24 protein-coding genes and 1 tRNA gene are annotated in these 22,546 nt (G+C 45.9%); 9 read left to right on the forward strand and 16 right to left on the reverse strand.

Annotation, left to right across the window (positions count from 1 at the left end):
* The first annotated feature begins 5 nt into the window (after positions 1–5).
* From HUU58_11990 to HUU58_12000, 3 genes are read left to right on the forward strand one after another with little or no spacing between them, the layout of a single operon-like run.
* Positions 6–953: a COX15/CtaA family protein gene (locus HUU58_11990; GenBank protein ID NUN46391.1), complete on the forward strand. Its 948-nt coding sequence runs from the start codon at positions 6–8 to the stop codon at positions 951–953.
* Positions 950–1,540, forward strand: coding sequence for an SCO family protein (locus HUU58_11995; protein ID NUN46392.1), 591 nt, complete (start codon positions 950–952; stop codon positions 1,538–1,540). The genes HUU58_11990 and HUU58_11995 overlap by 4 nt, the downstream gene beginning before the upstream one ends.
* On the forward strand, positions 1,537–1,950 hold the full coding sequence (locus tag HUU58_12000; protein NUN46393.1) for a DUF420 domain-containing protein: 414 nt from the start codon (positions 1,537–1,539) through the stop codon (positions 1,948–1,950). The genes HUU58_11995 and HUU58_12000 overlap by 4 nt, the downstream gene beginning before the upstream one ends.
* On the opposite strand, the gene HUU58_12005 is transcribed toward HUU58_12000, so the two are convergent.
* The 4 genes from HUU58_12005 to HUU58_12020 form a co-directional block, all read right to left on the reverse strand.
* Positions 1,936–3,540 carry a hypothetical protein gene (locus HUU58_12005; protein NUN46394.1) on the reverse strand — a complete coding sequence of 535 codons (1,605 nt, stop codon included), beginning with the start codon at positions 3,538–3,540 and terminating at the stop codon, positions 1,936–1,938. The two genes, HUU58_12000 and HUU58_12005, sit on opposite strands and share 15 nt — an antisense overlap.
* Positions 3,541–3,629: 89 nt before the next feature.
* Complete coding sequence (locus tag HUU58_12010) at positions 3,630–3,914, reverse strand: 4a-hydroxytetrahydrobiopterin dehydratase (GenBank protein ID NUN46395.1); 285 nt, start codon at positions 3,912–3,914, stop codon at positions 3,630–3,632.
* 2 nt (positions 3,915–3,916) lie between these two features.
* Complete coding sequence (locus HUU58_12015; protein ID NUN46396.1) at positions 3,917–4,645, reverse strand: superoxide dismutase; 729 nt, start codon at positions 4,643–4,645, stop codon at positions 3,917–3,919.
* A 10-nt stretch (positions 4,646–4,655) separates the two neighbouring features.
* Entirely contained in the window at positions 4,656–5,450 is a 795-nt protein-coding gene (locus tag HUU58_12020; GenBank protein ID NUN46397.1) for an SDR family oxidoreductase, read from the reverse strand.
* A 104-nt stretch (positions 5,451–5,554) separates the two neighbouring features.
* Here HUU58_12020 and HUU58_12025 point away from each other — a divergent pair, with 104 nt between their 5' ends.
* The 6 genes from HUU58_12025 (at position 5,555) to HUU58_12050 (ending at position 10,667) form a co-directional block, all read left to right on the forward strand.
* Complete coding sequence (locus HUU58_12025) at positions 5,555–6,397, forward strand: hypothetical protein (GenBank protein ID NUN46398.1); 843 nt, start codon at positions 5,555–5,557, stop codon at positions 6,395–6,397.
* Positions 6,398–6,403: 6 nt separating this feature from the next.
* Complete coding sequence (locus tag HUU58_12030; protein NUN46399.1) at positions 6,404–8,425, forward strand: helix-hairpin-helix domain-containing protein; 2,022 nt, start codon at positions 6,404–6,406, stop codon at positions 8,423–8,425.
* A 126-nt stretch (positions 8,426–8,551) separates the two neighbouring features.
* Positions 8,552–9,178, forward strand: coding sequence for a MotA/TolQ/ExbB proton channel family protein (locus tag HUU58_12035; GenBank protein ID NUN46400.1), 627 nt, complete (start codon positions 8,552–8,554; stop codon positions 9,176–9,178).
* 18 nt (positions 9,179–9,196) lie between these two features.
* Complete coding sequence (locus HUU58_12040; GenBank protein NUN46401.1) at positions 9,197–9,598, forward strand: biopolymer transporter ExbD; 402 nt, start codon at positions 9,197–9,199, stop codon at positions 9,596–9,598.
* Position 9,599: 1 nt separating this feature from the next.
* Positions 9,600–10,022, forward strand: coding sequence for a biopolymer transporter ExbD (locus HUU58_12045; protein ID NUN46402.1), 423 nt, complete (start codon positions 9,600–9,602; stop codon positions 10,020–10,022).
* Between the two features lie 3 nt (positions 10,023–10,025).
* Positions 10,026–10,667, forward strand: coding sequence for an energy transducer TonB (locus tag HUU58_12050; GenBank protein NUN46403.1), 642 nt, complete (start codon positions 10,026–10,028; stop codon positions 10,665–10,667).
* A gap of 154 nt (positions 10,668–10,821) precedes the next feature.
* Here HUU58_12050 and HUU58_12055 read toward each other — a convergent pair whose 3' ends face one another.
* From HUU58_12055 to dnaB, 12 genes are all read right to left on the reverse strand, one after another.
* A complete protein-coding gene (locus HUU58_12055; GenBank protein ID NUN46404.1) occupies positions 10,822–11,397 on the reverse strand; it encodes a DUF4082 domain-containing protein in 576 nt (191 codons plus the stop codon).
* 158 nt (positions 11,398–11,555) lie between these two features.
* Positions 11,556–11,631, reverse strand: a tRNA-Ile gene (locus tag HUU58_12060).
* A gap of 161 nt (positions 11,632–11,792) precedes the next feature.
* Positions 11,793–12,188 carry an STAS domain-containing protein gene (locus tag HUU58_12065; GenBank protein ID NUN46405.1) on the reverse strand — a complete coding sequence of 132 codons (396 nt, stop codon included), beginning with the start codon at positions 12,186–12,188 and terminating at the stop codon, positions 11,793–11,795.
* Positions 12,189–12,208: 20 nt separating this feature from the next.
* A complete protein-coding gene (locus HUU58_12070) occupies positions 12,209–12,643 on the reverse strand; it encodes a hypothetical protein (protein NUN46406.1) in 435 nt (144 codons plus the stop codon).
* Positions 12,644–12,741: 98 nt separating this feature from the next.
* Positions 12,742–13,746 (reverse strand): tetratricopeptide repeat protein, encoded by a 1,005-nt coding sequence (locus tag HUU58_12075; GenBank protein NUN46407.1) that lies wholly within the window; start codon positions 13,744–13,746, stop codon positions 12,742–12,744.
* Entirely contained in the window at positions 13,743–14,312 is a 570-nt protein-coding gene (locus HUU58_12080) for a CDP-alcohol phosphatidyltransferase family protein (GenBank protein ID NUN46408.1), read from the reverse strand. The genes HUU58_12075 and HUU58_12080 overlap by 4 nt, the downstream gene beginning before the upstream one ends.
* Positions 14,305–15,300, reverse strand: coding sequence for a hypothetical protein (locus HUU58_12085; protein ID NUN46409.1), 996 nt, complete (start codon positions 15,298–15,300; stop codon positions 14,305–14,307). The genes HUU58_12080 and HUU58_12085 overlap by 8 nt, the downstream gene beginning before the upstream one ends.
* The gene (locus HUU58_12090) at positions 15,284–16,264 is read right to left on the reverse strand and encodes a flippase-like domain-containing protein (protein ID NUN46410.1); all 981 of its coding nucleotides are present in this window, start codon (positions 16,262–16,264) and stop codon (positions 15,284–15,286) included. The genes HUU58_12085 and HUU58_12090 overlap by 17 nt, the downstream gene beginning before the upstream one ends.
* 4 nt (positions 16,265–16,268) lie before the next feature.
* Positions 16,269–19,145: a DUF2723 domain-containing protein gene (locus tag HUU58_12095; GenBank protein NUN46411.1), complete on the reverse strand. Its 2,877-nt coding sequence runs from the start codon at positions 19,143–19,145 to the stop codon at positions 16,269–16,271.
* A 32-nt stretch (positions 19,146–19,177) separates the two neighbouring features.
* The gene (rfbD, locus tag HUU58_12100) at positions 19,178–20,038 is read right to left on the reverse strand and encodes a dTDP-4-dehydrorhamnose reductase (GenBank protein ID NUN46412.1); all 861 of its coding nucleotides are present in this window, start codon (positions 20,036–20,038) and stop codon (positions 19,178–19,180) included.
* Positions 20,039–20,058: 20 nt separating this feature from the next.
* The gene (locus HUU58_12105; GenBank protein NUN46413.1) at positions 20,059–21,099 is read right to left on the reverse strand and encodes a glycosyltransferase family 2 protein; all 1,041 of its coding nucleotides are present in this window, start codon (positions 21,097–21,099) and stop codon (positions 20,059–20,061) included.
* A gap of 3 nt (positions 21,100–21,102) precedes the next feature.
* Entirely contained in the window at positions 21,103–22,503 is a 1,401-nt protein-coding gene (gene dnaB / locus HUU58_12110; protein ID NUN46414.1) for a replicative DNA helicase, read from the reverse strand.
* Positions 22,504–22,546 lie beyond the last annotated feature (43 nt).

The following is a 22,546-nucleotide window of genomic DNA, read 5'->3' on the forward strand; positions in this document are numbered from 1 at the left end:
TTGATTTGAACCGATTTCGGCAATTTGCCTTATTTTCAACCATCGCCACGTACGTACTGATTTTCGTTGGCGGTTTGGTACGAGTTTCAGGGGCCGGTCTGGGATGTCCGGACTGGCCTCAATGTTTTGGTCATTGGTTTCCACCGACCAGTGTAGATCAAATCCCTTCCCATATTGACCCCAGTCTTTTTAATATGACATTGGCATGGATCGAATACGGCAATCGTGTTGTCGGTGTTACGATAGGCTTTCTTATTGCCGGCACGGCTTGGCTTGCGATAAAACATTACCGGCATGACAAACGTATTTTGACAGCGTCGGTTGCGGCAGCGATTTTGGTGGCTTTCCAAGGATGGCAGGGGAGTCGTGTCGTCAAGTCCCAACTCAATCCGCATATCATCTCCATCCATTTTGCTTTGGCGCTTTTGATCATCAGTCTGATGGTTTACGTCACTTTCCGCGCATATAAACCTGAACAAGAAATAAAGAACATCAGCGATACCGTATATCGTTCTGTTTTCGGTTGGATAAAGATTATGTGGGTTGTCAATCTCCTACAAATTTTACTTGGAACGGAAGTACGAGGTGCATTGGAAGTATTGGCAAATGCATTTCCGTTGATGAACGAAGCCGAACTTATGCGCCAATCGAATTATGTCAGCTATATTCACGGTGTCGTCGGTGTGATCATCGTAGGAGCGACCTGGCTTTTTCACGAACAAATACAGCGCGTGCGCACGCAGATCCCGGCCTATATCGTTACGATTTCAAATATCGGCCTCTTGCTGATGATCACCCAGTTGTTCATCGGTGTGCTTCTGGTAACGATGGATCGTCCGCCGCTTTTGCAAATCGTGCATCTTTGGATATCCAGTTTTCAGATCGGGTTATTGGTGATCTTTTATGCCGCATGGCGCCGCGATAATCAATCTTCTGAGAGGAAAACGGTATGAATACGAATCTGATTATGCGTTTAAGCATCGGTTTTTTTGTGCTCATGCTTATTTCGGCCATCGTTATTTATAAAGCCAAAGAATCGCAGAGCGATTTGCCGGTGTATGCCGAAGTGACGCCGTTTGCCATGACCGAACGAAGCGGTGAAGCTTTTACAAACGAACAGTTCAAGGGGCACATCACCGTTGTCAATTTTTTCTTCGCAACGTGTGCGGGGCCGTGCCCGGCGATGAATGCCCGTGTAGCCGAGCTGTATCGCGCTTTTGCGGGGAATAACCCCGTACGGTTCGTGTCGGTCACGATAGATCCGGATCGGGATTCGCTGGCGGCACTTCGTAATTATGCATCGTCATTCAACGTAAACGACAATCGCTGGTCTTTTTTGCGTGGCGATCTGAAAAGTGTAGAGCATCTGTCGGAAAATGTTTTCATGGTGGGAAGCGGAGCACCGACACTCCATAGCACGAAACTGATTTTAGTGGATCACTTGGGTCGAATAAGAGGTTACTATAGCAGCGAAGAACCTGCAAGTCTGACTATACTCAAAACACATATCCGTGAACTTGTGAGAGAGATGCCATCATGAACGCCGCTGATTTACCATTTATCAATGCCATACTCAATTCCGTGAGCACCGTGTTTCTTACGTTGGGATACATAGCTATCCGAAAAAAAGATCGTGTTCAGCATAAACGCTATATGGTCACGGCGCTTATTTCGTCAGCGCTTTTTCTCACGTGCTATCTGATTTATCATTATCAGGTTGGTTCGGTTCCTTATCCGTATTACGATTGGACAAGGCCGGTATATTTCGTCATTTTAGTGCCACACATTATACTGGCCGCAATTATGTCGCCTTTTATTATCAGCGCCGTTCATTATGCATGGATCGGAGAGTTTTCGAAACACAAAAGACTAATGCGGTGGGTCTGGCCGGTGTGGATATTCGTATCGGTGAGCGGAGTTGTTATCTACCTGATGTTATATCGCTTCTAAATTAATCTTCATTTTGCCGACAATGCGGGCAAATTCGCTTTCGACGAAAGGTTTGTACGACGAGAACTTAGCAGAAAACGGATGTTTGATTTTATTTTTTGTAGCATCCATCAAATCGGCTATCAATTCTTTTTGTGCGTTGATAAGGTCATCGTAATAAATAGGCTCGCCCGCATCCTTACCTTCGTTTTTCATTTTTTCAACTTGCGTATCCCTTAAAAAATCAAATCCCTTTTCTGCCGCAAGCATGGCAATAAGGGGATGAGCTTCCGGCGGGGCCGTATTAAGAGGGTGAAACAAGGTATCTTTGTAACGGTCCATGATTTCATCCACGGAGTCCCTGTTTCGGCTGCACTTTTTAAGCAGGATATTTTCAAAACTAAGTGTGTAGCATGCGGATGCTTGAGGTATATTTCCTGTTTGAAAATAGAGCGTGCCCAGGTGACTTAAGGATACCGCCAGCTTTTCGATTTCAACATTATACAGCGTTTCATCGCCCAGGTCCGGGACGCGCGCTGTTTTTACGACGTCAAGCACGCGAGCAAAATTGTCTTTTTCGCGTTCAATAAAACTAAAATTGACTTCGCCGCGTGAATAACGTTCGGCCTTGAGTAAAGCATCGCACCAGTAATGACCGATCGTAATGGCCGATATATAATCTACAAATTCCTTGTTTTCAGTAACTGTTTGCAGAACACCATCCATGCGGGATAAACATTCTTCGTAGCGCTGGCCGCGAAGCAGAAAAAATACTAACTGAGGCATGACATAAGCAACCAACTCAGGATTGGAAAGTTTGGAAGCCAAATCTTCAATGATTTCGATTTCCTCATCCAACACTTTTTCCTGAAGGCGATTGACGACACGTTCTGTCGAAACGCGCAGTGCCTCCTGAAGTTGTAGGTGCAGTTCGTTGCGCAGGCGCGGATAATCCGGTAGTAACCGGAACAGCTCAATAGCGCGCTCGCACAATAAACTGCCCTGTGCAAAATCAGCCGCCAGCGAGGTGTGCATCGCGGTCTGGCATAAGGAATAGATCAAAATACTCATAGCCCGATCCGAACGCGCGTGGTGCGACTTCAAATCGGATTCAAATTGTTGAATGGTTTTGCGGATGTCGGAAGTGGAGCGATGATGAAGACGGCGACTCAAAAGACCTACCAAAAGCAACACCAGAATGCGTTGATCTTCGATCAAAGAAATGACATTTTGTCTTAAAAATTGAGCGTAGTTTGCGCGAACCGTTTCATCGGTTTCTTTGCGTACCGGTTTTTCATTCGTTTTAGGCCGCATCTGGATTATTTTATTCCAGTACTCGCGCAATGGGCCTTGCTTGTGTGTGCCGGTGACGGAGGTAGGATTATATACGGTTTCTAAGGTACGACGATTTTTTTCAAACGTACGCAATAACGGGGCGGAAACACGAACCTCATGGTTTTGATGAAACAAATGCAAAAGATCGGCATAGGTTTCACGTATGCAGTGCCATGATGATTTATTGGATTCTACCGCCAGTTGCGCGAGAATATTTACAAGACTCCGAATTTCGCCGTTAGATCGGCGCTCTTCCTGAAGCGGTGCAATAGACATAGACTATTTAGATACGTTTATTTAGGTGTGAGATACCCGATTACTAATCAACTAATTTATCATAAAATCGGGCGTTCGCAAGGCAAAAATCATAACAGGGTATTTAATTTATCAGCTAAAATAAAATCCAATTCCGTAATTCCGCCGGCATCATGCGTATAGAGTGAAATATGAACGCGGTTATATACGTTGGACCAGTCCGGATGATGATTTAATTTTTCAGCGATAAGAGCCGCTGCCGTCATAAAACGAAACGCTTCGACAAAATCTGTGAAAATAAATTCTCTATACAATTTGCCGTCGCGAAGCTTCCAATCCAGAAGTGCTTTCAGACGATTCTCAATTTCAGAGGTTTCAATTTTTTTTCGGCTCATAGTTACGCTTTTTTGAATCGGCGAGTTACTTCATACCAGTGAATGAGATTCCACCAGGCTTGTACGTAGTCGGCGCGTTTGTTTTGGTATTTCAGATAATAAGCGTGCTCCCATACGTCCAAAGCCAAGAGCGGCGTGCCTTTAAAATCGGAAACATCCATCAATGGATTATCCTGATTAGGCGTCGAGCCGATTTCGAGTTTTCCGTCGCGTACAACGAGCCATGCCCACCCGGAGCCAAATCGACTCATCGCAGCGGCGTTAAATTTAGTTTTAAATTCATCAAAGCTTCCAAAGGCGGTATTAATCGCAGTTGCCAGGTCGCCGCTCGGTGCACCGCCACCCCCCGGTTTCATGATTTGCCAAAACATGGAGTGATTCCAATGCCCGCCACCGTTGTTTCGTATGGCTGTCGAATATTTTGAAATATGGCGCATCAAAGTATCTAGATCCGGTTTATCTAATTTGGCCTGAATAATTGCATCATTGAGCTTATCCACATAGGCTTTATGATGGCGGGAATGATGGATCTCCATAGTCTGGGCATCTATATGCGGTTCAAGCGCTTTGTAATCATAGCTCAGCGTCGGCAATGTAAACGGCGCATCCGTTATGCTTACAGCAGAAATCGCGGCTTCGGCGGAACGGATAAAGGGGCTTACCGCCGCGGCTGTTGCAACTAAACCAGTTGTTTCCAAAAATTTACGGCGTGTTGTCTTTTTATCAGGCATAAACGGCTCCTTATGTGGCGGGATTTTTTGGTTCAAAAATGCGTCGTGCAAGACTAAGAATGACAAAGCGTGGAAAGAGGCGCTGCAAGTGTGTCATACATTTATTACCCAGTCCTTCGATGGCGATTTTTTTATAATTCACTACGGCATCCAAAGCGACTTCGGCTACCGATTCTTTGGAAGCACTGCGTGAGCGGATGCGAATTTTGTTTGATCCTGCCGAGAGTTGAAAATTAGTTTTTGTTCGTCCGGGACACAGGCTGATGATTCGTATCGGCGTGTCACGTAATTCCGATGCAACGGCTACGCTGAAGTGGGTGACAAATGCTTTCGTTGCACCATACGTTGCCATAAAAGGGACGGGTTGGAAACTTGCCGTGGAACTTACGTTGAGGATGGCGCCTTTATTTTGGACGAGCATGCCGGGTAAAAAAAGATGCGTGAGCTGGACGAGCGTTTTGATATTTAGGTCAATCATGTTCATCTGCTTAGCAATATCGGATTCGTGAAAATATCCGTATGAGCCGAATCCGGCATTATTTACCAGCAAATCAACGCAGATGTTAAGTTTGTTTATTTGGTCAAATAAACGTTGCGGTGCGTTTTCCGATGTCAGATCCATCGCGATCACATCTACCGTTGCACCGGATGAGCGAAATTCGTACGCATGGGCTTCGAGTGCATTGGCCGAACGTGCAACCAAAATCAAACGAAAGCCGGGTTTTGCCAGCGCTCGGGCTATCGCTTCACCGATTCCGCTGGAAGCGCCGGTGATCAAAATCGCGGTGTAGGGAAATTTATTCACGTTTGCAATCTGCATAAACCATGTTTTGCAAGCAAGCAATTTTATACGGCTTGCTAATGCAAAACGAATCATTTAATTTCCACAAGCCTCCAAAATAAATACCTATGCGTTTTGTAATTTTTCTTACAACTGTTTTTGTGCTTCTGTACAGACCGTCGCTGGCATCCTTTGACACCAAAAAAGGTGCGCGGCCTTTGGCCATGGGCGGAGCGTATACGGCAGCGGCGTTCGGTGGAGATGCGTTTTATTATAATCCCGCCGGGCTTTGGTATAACGCCAATCCGATGGGACAAGCCTTTTTTTCACGCCCTTTCAACCTTACCGAACTTCAAACCGTTACGTTTAACTTCACGTATCCGTACTTTTTTGGCAATGTGAGCGCCAATGCCGAGTCATATGGTTACGATTTATATCGTGAAACGACGTTGAGTCTGGCTTATGCCAACGTGTATAAAGAACGTGTGGCGATGGGTGTTGTGATAAACTATAACCATCTTGCCATCAAAAATGCAGGCTCGGCGGCAGCCGTCGGATTGGATTTTGGTATTTTAGTTCGCCCGCTGCGCATGCTTACCGTCGGTGCGATGGTTCGCAATATCAACCATCCTTCGATAAAAAAAGATGTTTTGCCGCAGACATTTACAGTCGGTGCTTGTTTTCAAATCATGGATCATTTTCGCCTCATGGCCGATGCGTATAAAGATGTTCGTTATCCCACCGATATTCGTGTCGGCGGGGAATACACGTTTATGGAAAAATTTATCATACGCAGCGGCTTAGGTTCCGATCCTTCCCGTTTTTGCGGAGGTTTTGGCTTGGATTTAGGATTGGCCGTTTTGGATTATGGTTTTAATACGCATCAGGAACTTGGAATGACACACGCTCTGTCTCTCAGTTTTCATATTGACCGAAAACCCTCGCGCTCGCTTCAACCGTCATTGCGGTAATCATCTATGGTTGTTCTGCTCCAACGTATTTCTTTTTTTATCGCGTTAGTTTTTTATTCGTCCGCCGTCGTCGGCCAGGATACGCTGTGGATTGATACCGATCAGGATCGCAGTACCGAATCCGCTTTGGAGTCAATGACGGAGACGGCGAATGAAGGTGTCGAATTTTCAGAGGCGTTGGAAAACTGGCGGCGTGATCCTTTGGATATTAACCGCGCGGATATTGAAGAATTGCAACAACTACCCGGATTATCACCGATCTTGGCCAAAGCGATCGTTGATCGTCGGCGCGCGCAACCTTTTACATCCGTCCGGCAACTTTTGCAGATCGATGGGTTTTCACGGGAATTGTTTGTACGAATTCAACCGTTTCTCATCGTGTACAGCCATACCGCGGTCAGACCGCTTGATGTTGCATTGCGTCAACGTACCGAACGCCAAATTGAAAAGGCGCCGGAGTTTAGCGACGGCAGCTATGAAGGTGGTCCGCTACAAATGTACGAACGTGCCGTTGCCGTGTATGCACCGGGATGGGCGGCGTTACCTGACGCACAAATACGCGGCGCTTGGGTTATGGAAAAAGATCCCGGCGAAACACGATGGAATGACCATCAGGCCGGTTATGCCGAGATAAAAAATGCCGGTGTAGTCCGTCGCGCGGTGGTCGGTAATTATCGTTTAGAATTTGGCCAGGGTGTCGCGCTGTGGAGCGGGAGCGGGATGTCCAAAAGTACCGAAGTCATTCAAAGCGTAAAACGCCGAAGTGGGGGGATCAAACCATTTGCTTCAGCAACAGAGAATCAGGCTTTGCAAGGTATGGCCGCCGAATTGCAATTTGAAAATGTGGATTTCTTACGCGCACTCAAACTGACGGGTTTTTATTCGTATGCACACTTTGATGCATCGCGCAACCCCGACGGAACGACAGGCGGTTTGGATGAAAGCGGATTGCATCGCCAGACATCGGAAAATCGGCGCAGGGATTATCTTTTAGAAACATTGGGCGGGTTCCATGCCGATTATCAAATCAACAGCGCTACACGATTGGGAACGACGTATTATGCGCATCAGTTTAATCGCCGGTTTGTTCCCAATGACCCGGTACGCAATCGTTATGATTTTGAAGGGCATCGCAATCGTGTCGGCAGTATATCGTATGATTATTACTATGAACATGTCAATTTTTTCGGCGAGTGGGCGATGGACGGCGGTGCGGATAAGGCCGGGAATACCGGCGTACAATTTTTTTGGCCGCACATGGAGTTTGTATTTTTTTATCGTAATTACGCCAAAAACTTTCATTCCCTTCGTGGATATGCTTTCGGCGAACAAAACGGCCGCACGCGTAATGAAGAAGGCATTTATACGGGATGGAAATACGAATGGCGTCGTCGCCTGACCATACAAGCGTATTACGATTTGTATCGTTTTCCGTGGCGCACCTACGATGTGCCGACAGCCGTAACCGGGCGCGATTTCCTGACGCAAGCGGATTTTGCTTTGACCCGCGCAATGACCATCACAATGCTCTACAAAAGGGAAGAAAAAGACGATGCGATTCAGAGCACGGATATTTTAGGACGTGATATTACCATCGTCGAACCGTCACGTGTGCAGCGTCTGCGCATACAGATAGAAATGCTTGCAACGCCGCAGTTTCGGTTTCGTTCACGGATTGAAACATCCTACTACGCCATACCTTCCATATCGGGCACTTCAGAGATGGGTCTTTTGATTTATGAAGATGTTCGTTTTCAACCCGATCGCCGATGGACGTTGTATGGTCGTGTGAGCGTCTTTGACGCGGATTCCAAATCCGCGGTGTACGAATACGAGAACGATGTCGAAGGTGCATTTGCCAATACGCGATTTTCCGGAAAAGGATTGCGCTGGTATGTTTTCACACAGTATCACGGATTAAATCGAATGGATATCGGCTTCAAATACTGGCAAATGGCACGCAGTGATATTTCGGGGTACGGTCGTATGACACGGCGGGTTACATTATCAGTAGATTACAAATTATAAAACGCCGTGGCATCGGAAAAAACCTTTGCTCTTTTTGACGGTACGGGGTATATTGAGCCGCTTATCTGCATTCGCAATACACAAGCTAAAATGATAATATAACATATCGCCGGAGGAATTTGGAGTATGGAAGAAAAAACGTTGGTCGGCTATTTTACGGATGGTGGTTTTTTTATGTGGCCGATTTTGATATGCTTTATCGGCGGCCTTGCCATTTGTATCGAACGCCTTATAACGCTGACGCGCGCGGCGACCAATACCAAACAATTCCTCGTCAAAATCAAACAATCGCTGGATGAAGGCGGTGTCGAGCGTGCGACGGAAGTATGCGCGAGCCAGCGCGGATCCGTGGCGTTGATTTTTCATGCGGGTCTTTTACGCGCTCGTAAAGGTGTGGAGCATGTCGAAAAAGCGATTGTTAATGCCGGCGCTGTGGAAATGGCGTTTCTTGAACGCGGTATGGTATGGCTTGGTTTTTTTGTCGGCGCGGCACCTCTTTTGGGTTTTACAGGTACGGTCCAAGGTATGATCGAAGCGTTTGATGCGATCGCCAAGGCTAATGACATTTCACCTACGATTGTGGCCGACGGTATCCGTACGGCGCTATATACGACGTTATTCGGTCTTATGGTGGCGATTCTTTTACAATTTTTCTTCAATTATTTTACTGCGAAAATCAATCGTATCGTGGCTGATATGGAAGAAAGTTCGTCGGAACTGGTGGACTACCTGCTCGAAAACGAAGTACGGTAATAATAATTTTATAAAATTATGTTTGTCGAAAAACGACGTAAATATACTCCTGAAATTTCAACCGCTTCGATGGCGGATATCGCTTTTCTTTTGATCATTTTTTTTATCGTGATTACAAAGTTTGGCACCGACAAAGGTATTGACCTGACATTGCCTCCGGAAGGTTCTATTAAAGAAATTCCAAAAAACAATATCATGAGCATTACGATGGATGATGCCGGTGCGGTTGTTTTGGATGGGAAAGTAGTAATTCTGGGGCAGGTTCAGTCGCTCGTCAAAAGCATCGCCGAATCCAACGACCGTTTGGTGGTCACCGTAAAAACGACACGCAAAACGCCGTATCGCAATTTTATCGCCGTGATGGATCAACTCAAAGAAGCCGGTGTTCGTAAAATTTCAGTTTTGGAGCCTGATCGCTGATATGAAGTTTCGACGTCGCCCTATAGAATCTTTGCCGGTATCGAGCGCCTCGATGTCTGATATTGTTTTTTCGCTTTTATTATTCTTTATGGTATCTACCGTGATCAAAAAATACAGCGGTCTGCCTGTGCAGGTTCCGGCTGCATTTAATATCGAAAAATTATCTACGAAAACGCATACATCTTACCTTTGGATTGACAAACAACAACGTATCGTATTTGATGATTATCCGATTAATTCGATGGAAGAGCTATATTCGGTGGCCCGCGCGAAAATCGAAGCCGATCACAAAATGCTTATCTTTCTACGTGTGGACGAATCGTTGACGATGGGCGCTTTGGCGGACGTACAAGAACAGTTGCGTCGTGCCGGAGCACTTCGGATTTACTACGGGACCGATTCGCGTTCTAACGCAATTTATTAAGCTATGCAGTATCAATCACGAAATAATCGTTATACGTTGATGATGGATATTTCTGTCATCATAACCATCGTTCTTGCTTATATTATTTTGCATACCGTTACGATTACCGAATATGCAAAAGCTGAGATACGTACGCCGACACAGATTGAATTAACACGCGTGGACCTTACGGCTTCGCATCATGCGCCGCCGCCGCGCCGCCCGGTCGTGCCGGTTGCTACGGACCAGGAAACGCTCCTCGGCGATGAGACAATAGATGACACGGATATTGATCTTGATGAAACGCCACCGCCGCCGCCGCCGCCGTTTAAAAAGGTAGAAAAAGGCGACGACGACGTATTTACAGTTTATGATACGCGCCCGCTTCTCAAAGGCGGAGCTGATTTTCTTAAACGTAACCTAAAGTACCCGGAGGCCGCACAACAAGCGGGTATCGAAGGCGTGGCGTTAGTTCGTGCTGTCGTGGATGAAAAAGGAAACGTGGTCAAAGCCGAAGTAGTAAAAGAAGACGGTAATGTTGGTTTCGGTCAAGCGGCCATCGATTTTGTGCTAAAGTGCAAATTTGAACCGGCTACGTTTAAAAATAAGCCGGTGAAAGTAGCCGTAACACTGCCGATCACGTTTAGCAAGAAGAACCTTTTATAAGGTAATCGCTGTTATTTAATAGCATCTAAATTTTATTAAAAACCCCTTAAGTCCGATCGGCTTAAGGGGTTTTCTTATTCATGCCTATATATTTTCATTCGAATTTGAATCTGATCTGTAAACTGTAGTACGCAGGAAGGCAAATAAATTTTGACTATTTCTCCGGAACAAAAATAATATCCTGAATTCCAGCCAAATAATCGGTAAACACGTCGGTAGGGAACTGGTGCGTCGAGCCGGATATGTAAGCGTAATCTTCAATCATTACGTTATCGAATGTCTGAGGTAAAAAGTTGTTTTTGCCTGAAATGTCTTCAAACCAATACCAATCATTAGATAAAATGGTAACCGAATAACGGTCGTCTGTCTGCACTTGGACAGGATCAATTGCAACGTATTTTAACTCTCCGGAGTCCGCAGCGATCGTCACTGTAGTGACAATGCTCGTATCCGATAAATCCCAAAGCGTAACTTCGTATGATCCGGAATCGGGCATCATCATGCCAAGCCCTGTGATCGCTCCATCTTTTAAAAAACGAAGGCGTGGACCAAATTCATACCATGAGCTGTTGACAAAAGCATTAGTTAAAATCGTGGAATCGTGTTGGGTGAGCGAAAGAACAGGTTTTTGTTCGGAATTGTCGACCGTTGACTCACTACTAGAGTCGCATGCGGTAAAACTGACAAAACTAACAATTAAAAACAACGATACAATTTGACTAAAACGCATATTTTCTCCGGTTTGATTTTATCAATTCTAAAATAATAGAATATTAAAGTAAAAATGGCCTACATGTTAATGCGGTTTTGTAATATTTTTTATGGGAGGGGAATTGTTAAACCAGTTGTGCAAATAACAAAACCTTAAGCATACAACTTAAGGTTTTATGGTGGGCCGTCAGGGATTTGAACCCCGGACCAAGGGATTATGAGTCCCCTGCTCTAACCGCTGAGCTAACGGCCCGTTGAACATATATAAAAAGCGGTGCAAAGATATAAAATGAAGATACAAATTCAAATAATATTTTTTGGAAGCGATAGCGAAGGTTTTTCTGAAAATATTTCGAATAAAAAACGCGGAGCATAAACCCCGCGTTTTTATTTTAAAAATAATTTAAGAGCATCTTATGCGCCGGATGTCTGAAAACTTTTGATGGCATCGTCCAGTGTATTATGAATTTCGAAAATCTCGTTAAGTTTAGTACTGGTGAGTACATTGCGAACAAAGTCAGAAACACCGCCGATTTTCATGATGCCGTCTTTATCTGCTGCGGCTTTGTAGAGGTTAATAAATTTACCAAGTCCGGTGCTATTGATCCGTTTGAGTTTGGTAAGATCCAATATGATCGAGTGATAATTTTCGGCAAGCAATTCATGGACGGCCTTTTCGAGCATTTTCATGTGTTCTTCCGTCATCATCTTGTCGTCAATTTCCACGCTGGCTAAGTCGTCCGTTATACGATGGGTGGTCACTTTGACGGCGCTTTCGCTTGCGATTTGTACTTTTTTGCTCTGTTTCATGGGTTTTTCGTACATAAAAGTTATGAAGTCTTTCCTAATTTCGAATTAATGACTAAAAGGTGCTCGTTCATTTCCTGAAGGTGGCGTTGTAGGATGAGTAATTCTTCGCCGGTTTTTTGCATGGCGGCATCATCGCCGGAACGACCTCCGTAGGCCATACTGTTACAGATTTCATCAAATGTGTCAGAGGCATGTTTGAGGTAGGTTGCAAAGTAACGAACTTCTTCGCGCACTTCTGAGAACTCAAGATTATTCCGCTGAACGAGTTCGCCGGCTTTAAGGCGCAGATACGTCACATTCAACTTGAATGTGGTGAGGTCGGAGATGACACGGTCAATGTCGGCTTCGCGCGCGTACGCGCCATCCTGCATTCGCATATCCGATTGCATAACGCGCAGATCCTGATGCGTACGACGCAAATCCTCCGCCAATTCCCGGATTTTTTCAACGATCATATATTTTTTTTGTGAAAGGTTAAATGTATTCGCAAACGCAGAACCGTTTGTGGTGTGACATTTATTATATAATTAATTTACCCGATACAAGCAACAAATTATTTATACGCCGCACGGGTCAAGTCAAACATAAGATTGGCAGCGGATTGTCGTACCTGCGATACGGATGAAATACTTTGATTCGTCGCAGCAATTATTTCACCGGTTTCTACCCGGATCAAGCGTCCATCTACTTCGTAACCTTGCGCCATCGGGCGTATGTTTCCTACAAGGATTGCATCCACACCCATGATATAACCGGTTTCAACCGCTGTTTCCGCATCGACGGCGTCCGTCATTTGAAAATCCTGTTCGGTCATAATTTTTTCTAAATTTTCACGTTCGACCACTCTGAAACATTGCGTTTGCACGGCGGCTGTAGTGAGGTACGACGCCGTCGAAGATCCGAGTGTTGTGTCATTCAAAGAAGGTGCAACGGATAAAGAAAAAATCGCCAGTCGTAAACGACGTTCGGACGCAACCGTAGGCAAGTCGTCGGGGATCGTAAGATGTGTTTCCGTTGCCGGTTTTTCTTTTGCGTATGGCATTTCCTTGCGCTGGCTTTGTCGTGTAGAGGCCAGGAGTTGCTTCTTAAACGATGCGATATCTTGATGGGGGTTATCAAAAAACTCCGCATCGTCGGACGATGCGTTATCCGATTGAGCCCGATTGATTATTTGTAAAGCCTTAAGCGGTTTACCGTTGCGATAAGCGATTTCAGCCAGTGTACGTGCAACCGCAGGACGGTGGTATTCGGATTCAGGGATGGTCTTAATGAATTTTTTTGCTGATTTCAGATCATCCTGTTCCATCAAAATTTTAGAAATCAGAATAAGACTCAATACATGCGTTGGATGTTTGTCTAATGTATTTTTTAATAATTTTTGAGCTTTGGGAATATCTTTTTCTTTGTAAGCTTTAAAAGCCATTCGAAAAGCTACTTGCGGATCATCGGAGGCGTTATTTTTTTTATCGATACGATTTCGACTTCCGCCGCGAACCTGTGTGTAGGACAGTTCGGTAATCGTCAGCAAACAAAGTAATGTGATAATAAAATATTTCATGCTTTTTTCCGTTGGTTTTGCATGAATACCCATAACCGCTGCGCGTAAACGTAAAAAGATAAAATTAACATAATAAACGTAAGCCAGAGGAACGACTGGAAAAGCCATTCGATACTAAAATTGTTTCGCACTACGAAAATAGCAAATGTAAGCCCCAGCACTGTAAACGCCCATTTTCCGAGCATATTGGAAGTAAAAAGATAGTTGTATTTTTGTTTGACGTACATTGCCGCCGTAAAAATTACCACATCGCGTACGATTGCCACGATCAGCAACCACAAGGGAAAATCGGGCCTGATCAGAGCAAGATAAACCAAAATAATCGCCGAAACGATTTTGTCGGCAAGGGGGTCAATGATTTTCCCCAATTCCGTGACTTGATCCAATCGGCGCGCCAAATAGCCATCAAATAAATCCGTAAAACCGGCGATCAATATAGTGATCAGTGCGTAGATGTTGGCCGTCGGATCTTCGATACCCTGATGTAAAAAATAAAGTATCGGTACGGCGAATACGATTCGCAGCATGCTGAGAATATTGGAGATGGTAAAGATGCGGTTATTCATACGAACGAGTAAGATTATAAATTATTAAATTTTCCAATCGGCGCATAGCCGGATGTTTTCTTTCATTCTGAGGTCCGAAAGCCAATGCGACGCCTATTTTTTTTGGTTTATTCGTCGGTGTCAATGACGCATATAACCAAAGTGGCCCGCCAAATGCATTAGTGCGATTTTTTGTAGTCCAAACGGCACACATTCGTAACAAAGGACCGGATGTTGTGTACAAGGTATCGCTCGTAATAAAGTCATCGCGGTATTGCAAAGAATCCGGCAGTGCATTAAGTAACTTCTGAGTATGTCCGCCGAGCGATGTTGATGTGTTATCCGAATCGCCTGTAAATGTACTAAACAAAATCCATTCTTGAAAGCGTTCAGTTGATCGGTACCAAAAAAAAGTTTTCGGCAGCGGCGCAGGCTGTTGTGAGAAGCCGTCATATAGATAAAAAGTATCGGCGTCCGCGTTGGGGACAGGCAAAGTGCTAAAATGATCATGTTGCGTCATGGCCATTTCCTGTTCACGTCGTTTTTCTTCCAAACGCCGATGCAGCATTACTCCTTCAGTTGCGCAGCGACGGGCCATAGTTTCGTAATCCGGAGTGCATAAAACCCATATCATTTGTCCTTGCGCCCAGGGTGATTCTTTTTCCAGAATCCATAATTGACCTTCGCGGACGGCTTTTTCATCATCGGGCGAAAGGGTGGAACGTATCCATTTTGAAACAGCATCATGAGCGTCGAGCGATCCGGCAAAGAGCAGGTATCGGAAATGACGGTAAACGGTGAATTGATCCATAGTTTGATGCTGTACATCAAAAGCCGTCTCAGCTCTCGGCATGAACCATGTTTTATGAAGCGAAGCCGTAATGACCGGGGATAACGTACTGTCACAAAAAAGAATAAGCGTGTCCGTTCCTCCGATGGCCTCTGTTTGTGTCGGTTTACAACTTCCTAAAAATAATACAACGAAAAGCAGTTTACGATACGACGGCATGTTCCGCTTTATTTTTTCTCAGCATAAAAATAAAACCACCGGGCAAAGTTGAAACGGCAGATAAAAGATACGTTACGAAACCGATCGAAAAAGCGATCTCTGAAGAAACACCGATTTTGCGAAAAAGAAATACTGTGGTTTGTTCGCGGGGGCCCGTGCCGCCGATGGAAATGGGCAAACTGGCTGCCAGTGAAATCATGGGTACAAACAGGATGTAAAACATCAACGAAGATGTATCGCCCAGCGCACGGCCGATGGCCGCTATAGCGATGATGCGAAGCATTTGCACTCCGCCTGCAATCAGAAAAACGCGCATCAAAAGTCGCGGTGCTGTACGAAAACGATTCAATTCACTGTAAAGATGATCAACCCGCATTCTTAACCGTTTAGGTACGAGCCATGCCAGCGGTGTTAGGAGAAATACGGCCAAAGGGCGGTGAAAAAGAAGAATCAAACCGAATATCCACAGGAGTAAAAGCCCGGTGATGGCAAAAAACATTCGCAAAGATTCACCTTGACCAATTAAAAAAATACCGGAAATGCACGCATATAAAATAAGGATCAATAAACCCACGAAACGATCAAAAAAAACGACGGCCAAAGCCGGTGAAAGGCGTTGCGGATCAGCGGTATGGCGATGAATATCATACACTCGCAACACATCACCCCCCATACCGCTTATGAGAAAATTATTAAAAAAAAGTCCCACATAATAATACCCAACGACCGTCGGGTATTTCAATCGGATATCACCGATCGCTAATATGCTCTGCCACTGCCATGCACCAAGCAGATAACTCAATGTAAGAAGTATAAATGATGCTAATATCCAATTAACGTTGATGGATTGCCAAATCGTTATCATCGCCGTTAAATCAATACTCCGTACAGCCCAATACATCAAGCCCAAGCTTACGGCGATTTTTAAAACCGTCCATATGTATTTTCGCCATGTCACGGGCATGGTCTTACGGTTTGATTTTGGATTTCAGTTCATTGAGCTTAGCCTGTGCCTGTACATCTTTCGGATTGAAAGCTATCCACTGTTCCAAAACCTGAGCCGCTTGCGCGTATTCGCCAAGCTGTTCGAGCGCCATCGTATAATACCCGAGAATTTCGGGGTTGGTCGGATCGGCCTGCGACATCGGCTCGAGTATTTTTTTAGCGCGTTCCGCGTCTTTCAGATTGAAAAGAAACATGGCGGCCACACGCAGTTTACCGGGCGGGTCTAGACGCACGGCTTTCTCGTTAGCGAGAATATCTTCTGCGGCCTCACGCAATTTTTCGGGTTTGCCCGCATCCGAATAAAACTGACCGATCGCCAGTTTCAGACGGTAGTCGCGTACAGGAATGACGTTTTGTGGAATCGTTTTTTCCATCGAATCTAAAATCGCAACAATTTTCTGATTGGTCGTAAATTCGGCCGGATACGCGTCATCAATCTGTGTATGCAATCCGGAGGACATGTTTTTTTGTGTACGATAATATTCGGCCATACGCAGGTACAGCGTGCGGTAGTTTTGTGTCAATCGCCGAACGTTATCGTCATACGCCACGTTCGGATTGTTCATATTACGGTATTTGTATTTCTTGAATGTGTTTTCATACATGTGATCAATAGACATATCGGTGCCTGGCACACCGACAAGTTTCATCGCCAGACCGTCCATGCGCAGGTATTTATCCAGACCGCACATATTGTCATTGCTAACAGTGATAGCAAAATAAATCGGGCGTTCAAATTTATTAGCAAAAAGAATATCCAGCACCATCAGATCCTGTACACGTAACCCGCGACCTTGGATGGTCGGTTCGACGGTGAATTTCATTTTAGGAACGGTCATCGTATCGTAACCGGCGGGAAGCTTGCGGCCGGATTCGACCCAATCTTTCCAGTACACGTCTTTGGGAACATCGAGCGCAAAGTCACGGCGGTCCCAGCGCATGGGCTGGATGGATGAATTGGGAATTTTGGGGTCGCCCAAAATTTCGCGATCACTAAATCCGACAGGTACTTTGAGCGCTTTGAATGTCGTACCGTCCGGCATGTGGTACAAGGGTTCAAGGTTTTTCATCTGATTGATATACCATTCCGTATTGACGAGGCTCAGATTGACGATACGTACATCAGGGCGCACTTTTTCGACTTCCTGTAAATACCAGAGCGGGAAGGTATCGTTATCGCCGTTCGTGTAGAGAATGGCATTCGGTTCGCAGGTCACCAACAAGTTGTACGAATAATCCCAGGCCACATAGTTGCCCTGACGGCTGGAAGAAAATTTGTTGTATACAAACATGTTGAGCGGCAGCAGTACAAAGGCAACACCTGTTACGCCGTATGTCAGCATGCGCGTCATGTCGCTGTCTTTAAATTTTTCTTCGATAAATTCAAAGATCGCATAAATACCAATGCCGATCCAAATCGAAAATGCAAAGAAGGCGCCGACATACGAATAGTCTCGTTCGCGTGGCTGAGGATCCGGTTGATTGACATACACAATGATCATGATGCCGGTCATGATAAAAAGTCCCAACGTCGAAAGTGCACGTTTCCAGTCTTTGCTGAAATGATGAATCATGCCGAAAATACCGACGAGGAACGGTAACGCGTACAATCCGCGGAAGCTCAACACGGTGTACATATAGCTGTAGCGGTCTTCTTGCGTGTCTTGCAATTTATCCACACTCCAACCGATGGCATTGCGCAGGTGATCAATAAGGGACAACGCGTATTCGTCCGGGCGACCTATGAATTGCCAGTTAAAATAACGGACAAACATCTTTTTGATCTGATATTCCCAGATCGGTGCGTTACGCGGCCACAGCACAAGTTCGCCGTATTGCTCACGGTTGAGGTAGCTGATGAATTTGCTCCACGTATCAGGGTCGTTTTGATCCACATTGGGGTTGAGTCCTGAGCGAATCATGATCGTCGCATACGTCGAATATCCGAGAAAAATCAATAGTGATGAAATGACGATCAGTGCGCCATTATGGTTATTATTGCGGATCATAATAAACGAAAGATAAATCAGCACGGCAAACATCAGGAACACGGAAACCGTGCTCAGACCAAAACGATCCAGCATAAAAGGAATTTGAATAGAATAGAAAAGAAATACTTTGTAAATCACGCCCATCGCGATGAGACCGATCAGTAAAAATTTGAAAAAACCGGAAAAAGTGATTTCAAATTTTTTGGTATAAATCAGGAAGAAAATAAACGGCAACGCAAGAATCACCAAAAGGTGAATACCTATAGCGAGCCCGAGGATATAAGCGATCAGAAGAAGATATACATCGCTGTGGATATCATCCGGCTTTTCCAGCCACACCGTGATCAGCCATGTCACGATCGCCGTACAAAAAATCGAAGCCGCATAGACTTCCGATTCGACCGCATTAAACCATTGGCTATAGGTGAATGCAAACGTAAGTGCACTGATGGCCGAAGCGATGACGATTTTCAGCGAACCAAACGTTGATTCCGGACGTTCTTTCCACTGCAGGATCAGGCGTACTGTCGTCAGATACAAAAACAATACGGCGAAAGCACTGGTAAATGTTGAAATCAGATTGATACGAAAAGCAATGTCGTAATCGGTAACGGCTAAACCCAATGCGTGACCGATACCGGAGGTCGGCAGAATGGAAAAAATTCGACCCAGTAAAAGAAACAGAGGCGAGCCGGGCGGGTGGGGAATAGCCATAGTGTATGCCGTTGCGGCAAATTCGCCACAATCCCAATATGAAAGTGTCGGCGAAATCGTAAAAAGATAGCCGAGGAAAGCCACCGCAAATACGATCGCGGCAGTTATGCGGTTGATAAAAGCAAAGCGGTTCATTCTGTGTTAGCGCTCCTATAAATGAATAAATATTATTTGTCGGATCGTTCGGCCATATAAGCACGCAAGGCATCTTGCCAGGGGCGCATACGATCTATGCCGAGTTTTTGTAATGCGGCATTTTCTAAAACCGAATACGCCGGGCGGCGAACAGGACTGCCGAAGGCCGCGACTGTCGTGCGCTCCAAGCGCGTCGTATAACCGGCTATTGAAAAAATAGTTTGCGTAAAATCGTACCACGAACAAGCGCCGGCATTGGTCGCATGAAAAATCCCCGCCGGTTTGCCGTTTAACATCAGTGCGATTTGCCCAGCCAAGTCGCGTGTGTAGGTCGGCGTCAGCACTTCGTCATCCACGACTTTTACGATCGCGCGTTCACGGCCAAGCCGAAGCATGGTCTCAACAAAATTTGTCTTTTTTCCGCGGCATTCGAATATCCCGTACAATCCCGATGTGCGCACCACCGCTGCGGCCGGATGATATGCATTCACAAAATGATCGCCGGCGAGTTTGGTGATGCCATACGTGTTAACCGGAGCCGTAAGATCGGATTCGATGTACGGAGTTTTTTTATTACCGTCGAAAACATAATCGGTGCTGATGTGTATCAAATACGCATTCACTATTCGGCTGGCATCCGCAATATGTCTTGCGGCAAGCGCGTTGACGGTAAAAGCTTCCTCCGTATGTAGTTCGCAACCGGGAACATCCGTCATGGCGGCGCAATTAACGACCGCATCCGGGCGATGTTTTTCTGTGGTGCTTAGAACCTGTGCGGAATCGGAAATATCACATTCCGAACGGCTAATCGCTATAACGTGATGTTGATCGGCTAATACACGTTGAATGTCTTTACCCAGCTGGCCGCTTCCGCCCCAAAGCAATATCGTCATGAAAAAACCATAATCCTTAATCAAAAACCCATAGTATGAAATTCGCGTTTCTTCTTCAAGAAGTAATCCGCTACGATGCTGCGAGGGTATATGAGATGAGCGAAAGAGGTTTCGTCGGTTTTATGAAGATTTTTGGCGAACTTACGTTTACTGGACAATGAAATACAATGCGCGTAAATCCAAAAATGCGCTTTGAGAACAGCCCACATACGGAGCGGCTCACCGCGAAAAAGGCTTTGGATGGCCGCGATACCGTCCAGAACAAAACGAAAAAGTAGGGTTCGCCAGAAACCGCGCCGAGGTAAATTTTTGATCAATACGACAAGGCTGTTGCGGTGATTCCAATACAACTTGCGCAGATTGGCCGCAGGCAGAGAAGCGCTGACGTAATGATATATCCGGCTTTGAGGGATAACCTGTATGCGATAACCCGCCCAATGCAATCGCCAGCATAAATCAATCTCTTCAAAGTGCATAAAAAAGTCTTCATCCAGTAAGCCGATTTCATCCAGCGCCGAACGGCGTAAAAACAAAGCCGCACCACTGGCCCAGAAAATATCCCGCACGTCATCGTATTGTCCGTGATCCTTTTCGATGGTATCAAATATCCGGCCGCGTAAAAAGGGATATCCCCAGGGATCAATAAAACCACCGCTGGCCCCGGCGTATTCAAAAAAACCTTTGTTGATCATGGATTGCAATTTGGGCTGGAGTGCGGCAATCGATGCATCGGCCTCGGCAGCGTTGACCAAATGCGTGAGCCAATCCGGATCGGCTTCGACGTCGTTATTGAGGAGTACCACGTAGGCGCCTTTACTTTGAAGGATCCCGACGTTATTGCCGCCCGTATAGCCGAGATTGGCACCTGTTTCTATGATGCGAACCCAGGGAAATTTTTCGCGTGTGTAAGATACGCTGTCGTCGCTGGATGCATTATCCACCATGATCCATTCGACATGGGGATATGTAGTACGCCGGAGCGATTCGAAAAGCGTGTCGGTGAAGCGACGGCCATTATAGTTGAGGATAACGACGGAGACAAGCGGAGATGCGGGTAACATGGATCAGAATGCCGGTTCAACGTCGTGAGAAGATGGCGGCGGTACGATGCCCGCATGCGCCGTATCCATCGGAACAAATTTGGTAAACTTGCGCGCCCATCCGAGTTTGGCCGTGTCGGTCGGACCGTTGCGGTGTTTGGCGATGATAATCTCGGCTTCCGTAACCATGGATTGATTGAAGGAATCTTGTGCCGTATTGTAATAATCTTCACGATGGATGAACATAACGACGTCCGCATCCTGTTCGATAGAACCCGAATCGCGCAAATCGGAAAGTTGCGGGCGCTTGTCCCCTCCGCGTTGCTCGACAGCGCGCGAAAGCTGTGAAAGGGCAATCACGGGTATGGATAATTCTTTTGCCAACGCTTTCAGCGAACGGGAGATCAAGGCCACCTCTTCCTGACGATTGGCACCCGAACGCACCGACGCATTGATCAGCTGGAGATAATCGATAATAAGAAGTTCGACATTATGTTCTGCTTTGAGACGTCGTGCCCGCGCACGCAAATCAAGAATGTTGAGACCGGCCGTTTCGTCAATAAAGATATTCGCCTTATGCAGATTATTGACACTCGTATGCAGTTTGCGGTAGTCCTTATCCGGCAAATTGCCGCTACGCAAGCGTTGAGCGTCCACTTCTGCTTCCGCGCAAAGCAAACGCGTCACAAGATCGGTCGAAGACATTTCGAGCGAAAAAATACCTACGGCTTTTTGATGCAAAACCGCCGCATGGCGGGCGACATTGAGTACCAGGGCCGTTTTTCCCATACCGGGCCGCGCGGCAACGATGATCAGATTGGAAGCTTGAAAACCGTTGGTGATATGGTCAATACTTTGAAAACCTGACGGAACGCCGGTCAGTCCCCCCGGGCGATTGTAATAATTATCCATTTGCTCAAAAGCATCGTGTAAGATCGCATTGAGCGGGCGAAACTGTTGGCTGGCCTTATCCTGAGCGATATCAAAAATTTGTTTTTCGACGGTGTCAATCAGTGTATCCACGTCTTCGGTTTCCTGAAACGCCATATTGACGATTTGTCCGCCGACAGTAATCAGTTTACGTAAACGGGATTTATCAAGAACGATTTTGGTGTAGGTAGCAATATTGGAGGCGCTGGGCACTTTATTGGTCAAACCTGTAATAAAGTATGCTCCGCCGATGCGTTCCAGTTGGTTGGAGCGTCGAAGTTCCTCGGTTACGGTAAGCGCATCGATCGGCTCGCTCCGCAGATACAATGTTTTCATCACGCCGTAGATGATGCGGTGGGATTCTTTGTAGAAACAGGATTCATCCAAAAAATCCATGATCGAGGTAAATGCCGTTTCATCAATCAAAATGGCGCCGAGAATAGCTTCTTCGACTTCCGTGGCCTGCGGTGGTACGCGCCCGGGGTAGTCGAGAATTTTACCGTTGATTTGGTCTTCCTGTACGGACATGTTTTTTATA

Source organism: bacterium (assembly GCA_013360215.1).
Lineage (GTDB): Bacteria > CLD3 > CLD3 > SB21 > SB21 > JABWCP01.

Bases quoted from the DNA above. Each gene is read 5' to 3' on its own strand.
- HUU58_12055 (NUN46404.1), bottom strand. From the start codon at position 11,397: ATGCGTTTTAGTCAAATTGTATCGTTGTTTTTAATTGTTAGTTTTGTC.
- HUU58_12045 (NUN46402.1), top strand. From the start codon at position 9,600: ATGAAGTTTCGACGTCGCCCTATAGAATCTTTGCCGGTATCGAGCGCC.
- rfbD (NUN46412.1), bottom strand. From the start codon at position 20,038: ATGACGATATTGCTTTGGGGCGGAAGCGGCCAGCTGGGTAAAGACATT.
- HUU58_12035 (NUN46400.1), top strand. From the start codon at position 8,552: ATGGAAGAAAAAACGTTGGTCGGCTATTTTACGGATGGTGGTTTTTTT.
- HUU58_12005 (NUN46394.1), bottom strand. From the start codon at position 3,540: ATGTCTATTGCACCGCTTCAGGAAGAGCGCCGATCTAACGGCGAAATT.
- HUU58_12000 (NUN46393.1), top strand. From the start codon at position 1,537: ATGAACGCCGCTGATTTACCATTTATCAATGCCATACTCAATTCCGTG.
- HUU58_12065 (NUN46405.1), bottom strand. From the start codon at position 12,188: ATGAAACAGAGCAAAAAAGTACAAATCGCAAGCGAAAGCGCCGTCAAA.
- HUU58_12095 (NUN46411.1), bottom strand. From the start codon at position 19,145: ATGAACCGCTTTGCTTTTATCAACCGCATAACTGCCGCGATCGTATTT.
- HUU58_12105 (NUN46413.1), bottom strand. From the start codon at position 21,099: ATGTTACCCGCATCTCCGCTTGTCTCCGTCGTTATCCTCAACTATAAT.
- HUU58_12085 (NUN46409.1), bottom strand. From the start codon at position 15,300: ATGCCGTCGTATCGTAAACTGCTTTTCGTTGTATTATTTTTAGGAAGT.
- HUU58_12070 (NUN46406.1), bottom strand. From the start codon at position 12,643: ATGATCGTTGAAAAAATCCGGGAATTGGCGGAGGATTTGCGTCGTACG.
- HUU58_12050 (NUN46403.1), top strand. From the start codon at position 10,026: ATGCAGTATCAATCACGAAATAATCGTTATACGTTGATGATGGATATT.
- HUU58_12015 (NUN46396.1), bottom strand. From the start codon at position 4,645: ATGCCTGATAAAAAGACAACACGCCGTAAATTTTTGGAAACAACTGGT.
- HUU58_12010 (NUN46395.1), bottom strand. From the start codon at position 3,914: ATGAGCCGAAAAAAAATTGAAACCTCTGAAATTGAGAATCGTCTGAAA.
- HUU58_12025 (NUN46398.1), top strand. From the start codon at position 5,555: ATGCGTTTTGTAATTTTTCTTACAACTGTTTTTGTGCTTCTGTACAGA.
- HUU58_12080 (NUN46408.1), bottom strand. From the start codon at position 14,312: ATGAATAACCGCATCTTTACCATCTCCAATATTCTCAGCATGCTGCGA.
- HUU58_12075 (NUN46407.1), bottom strand. From the start codon at position 13,746: ATGAAATATTTTATTATCACATTACTTTGTTTGCTGACGATTACCGAA.
- HUU58_12090 (NUN46410.1), bottom strand. From the start codon at position 16,264: ATGCCCGTGACATGGCGAAAATACATATGGACGGTTTTAAAAATCGCC.
- HUU58_11995 (NUN46392.1), top strand. From the start codon at position 950: ATGAATACGAATCTGATTATGCGTTTAAGCATCGGTTTTTTTGTGCTC.
- HUU58_12040 (NUN46401.1), top strand. From the start codon at position 9,197: ATGTTTGTCGAAAAACGACGTAAATATACTCCTGAAATTTCAACCGCT.
- HUU58_12030 (NUN46399.1), top strand. From the start codon at position 6,404: ATGGTTGTTCTGCTCCAACGTATTTCTTTTTTTATCGCGTTAGTTTTT.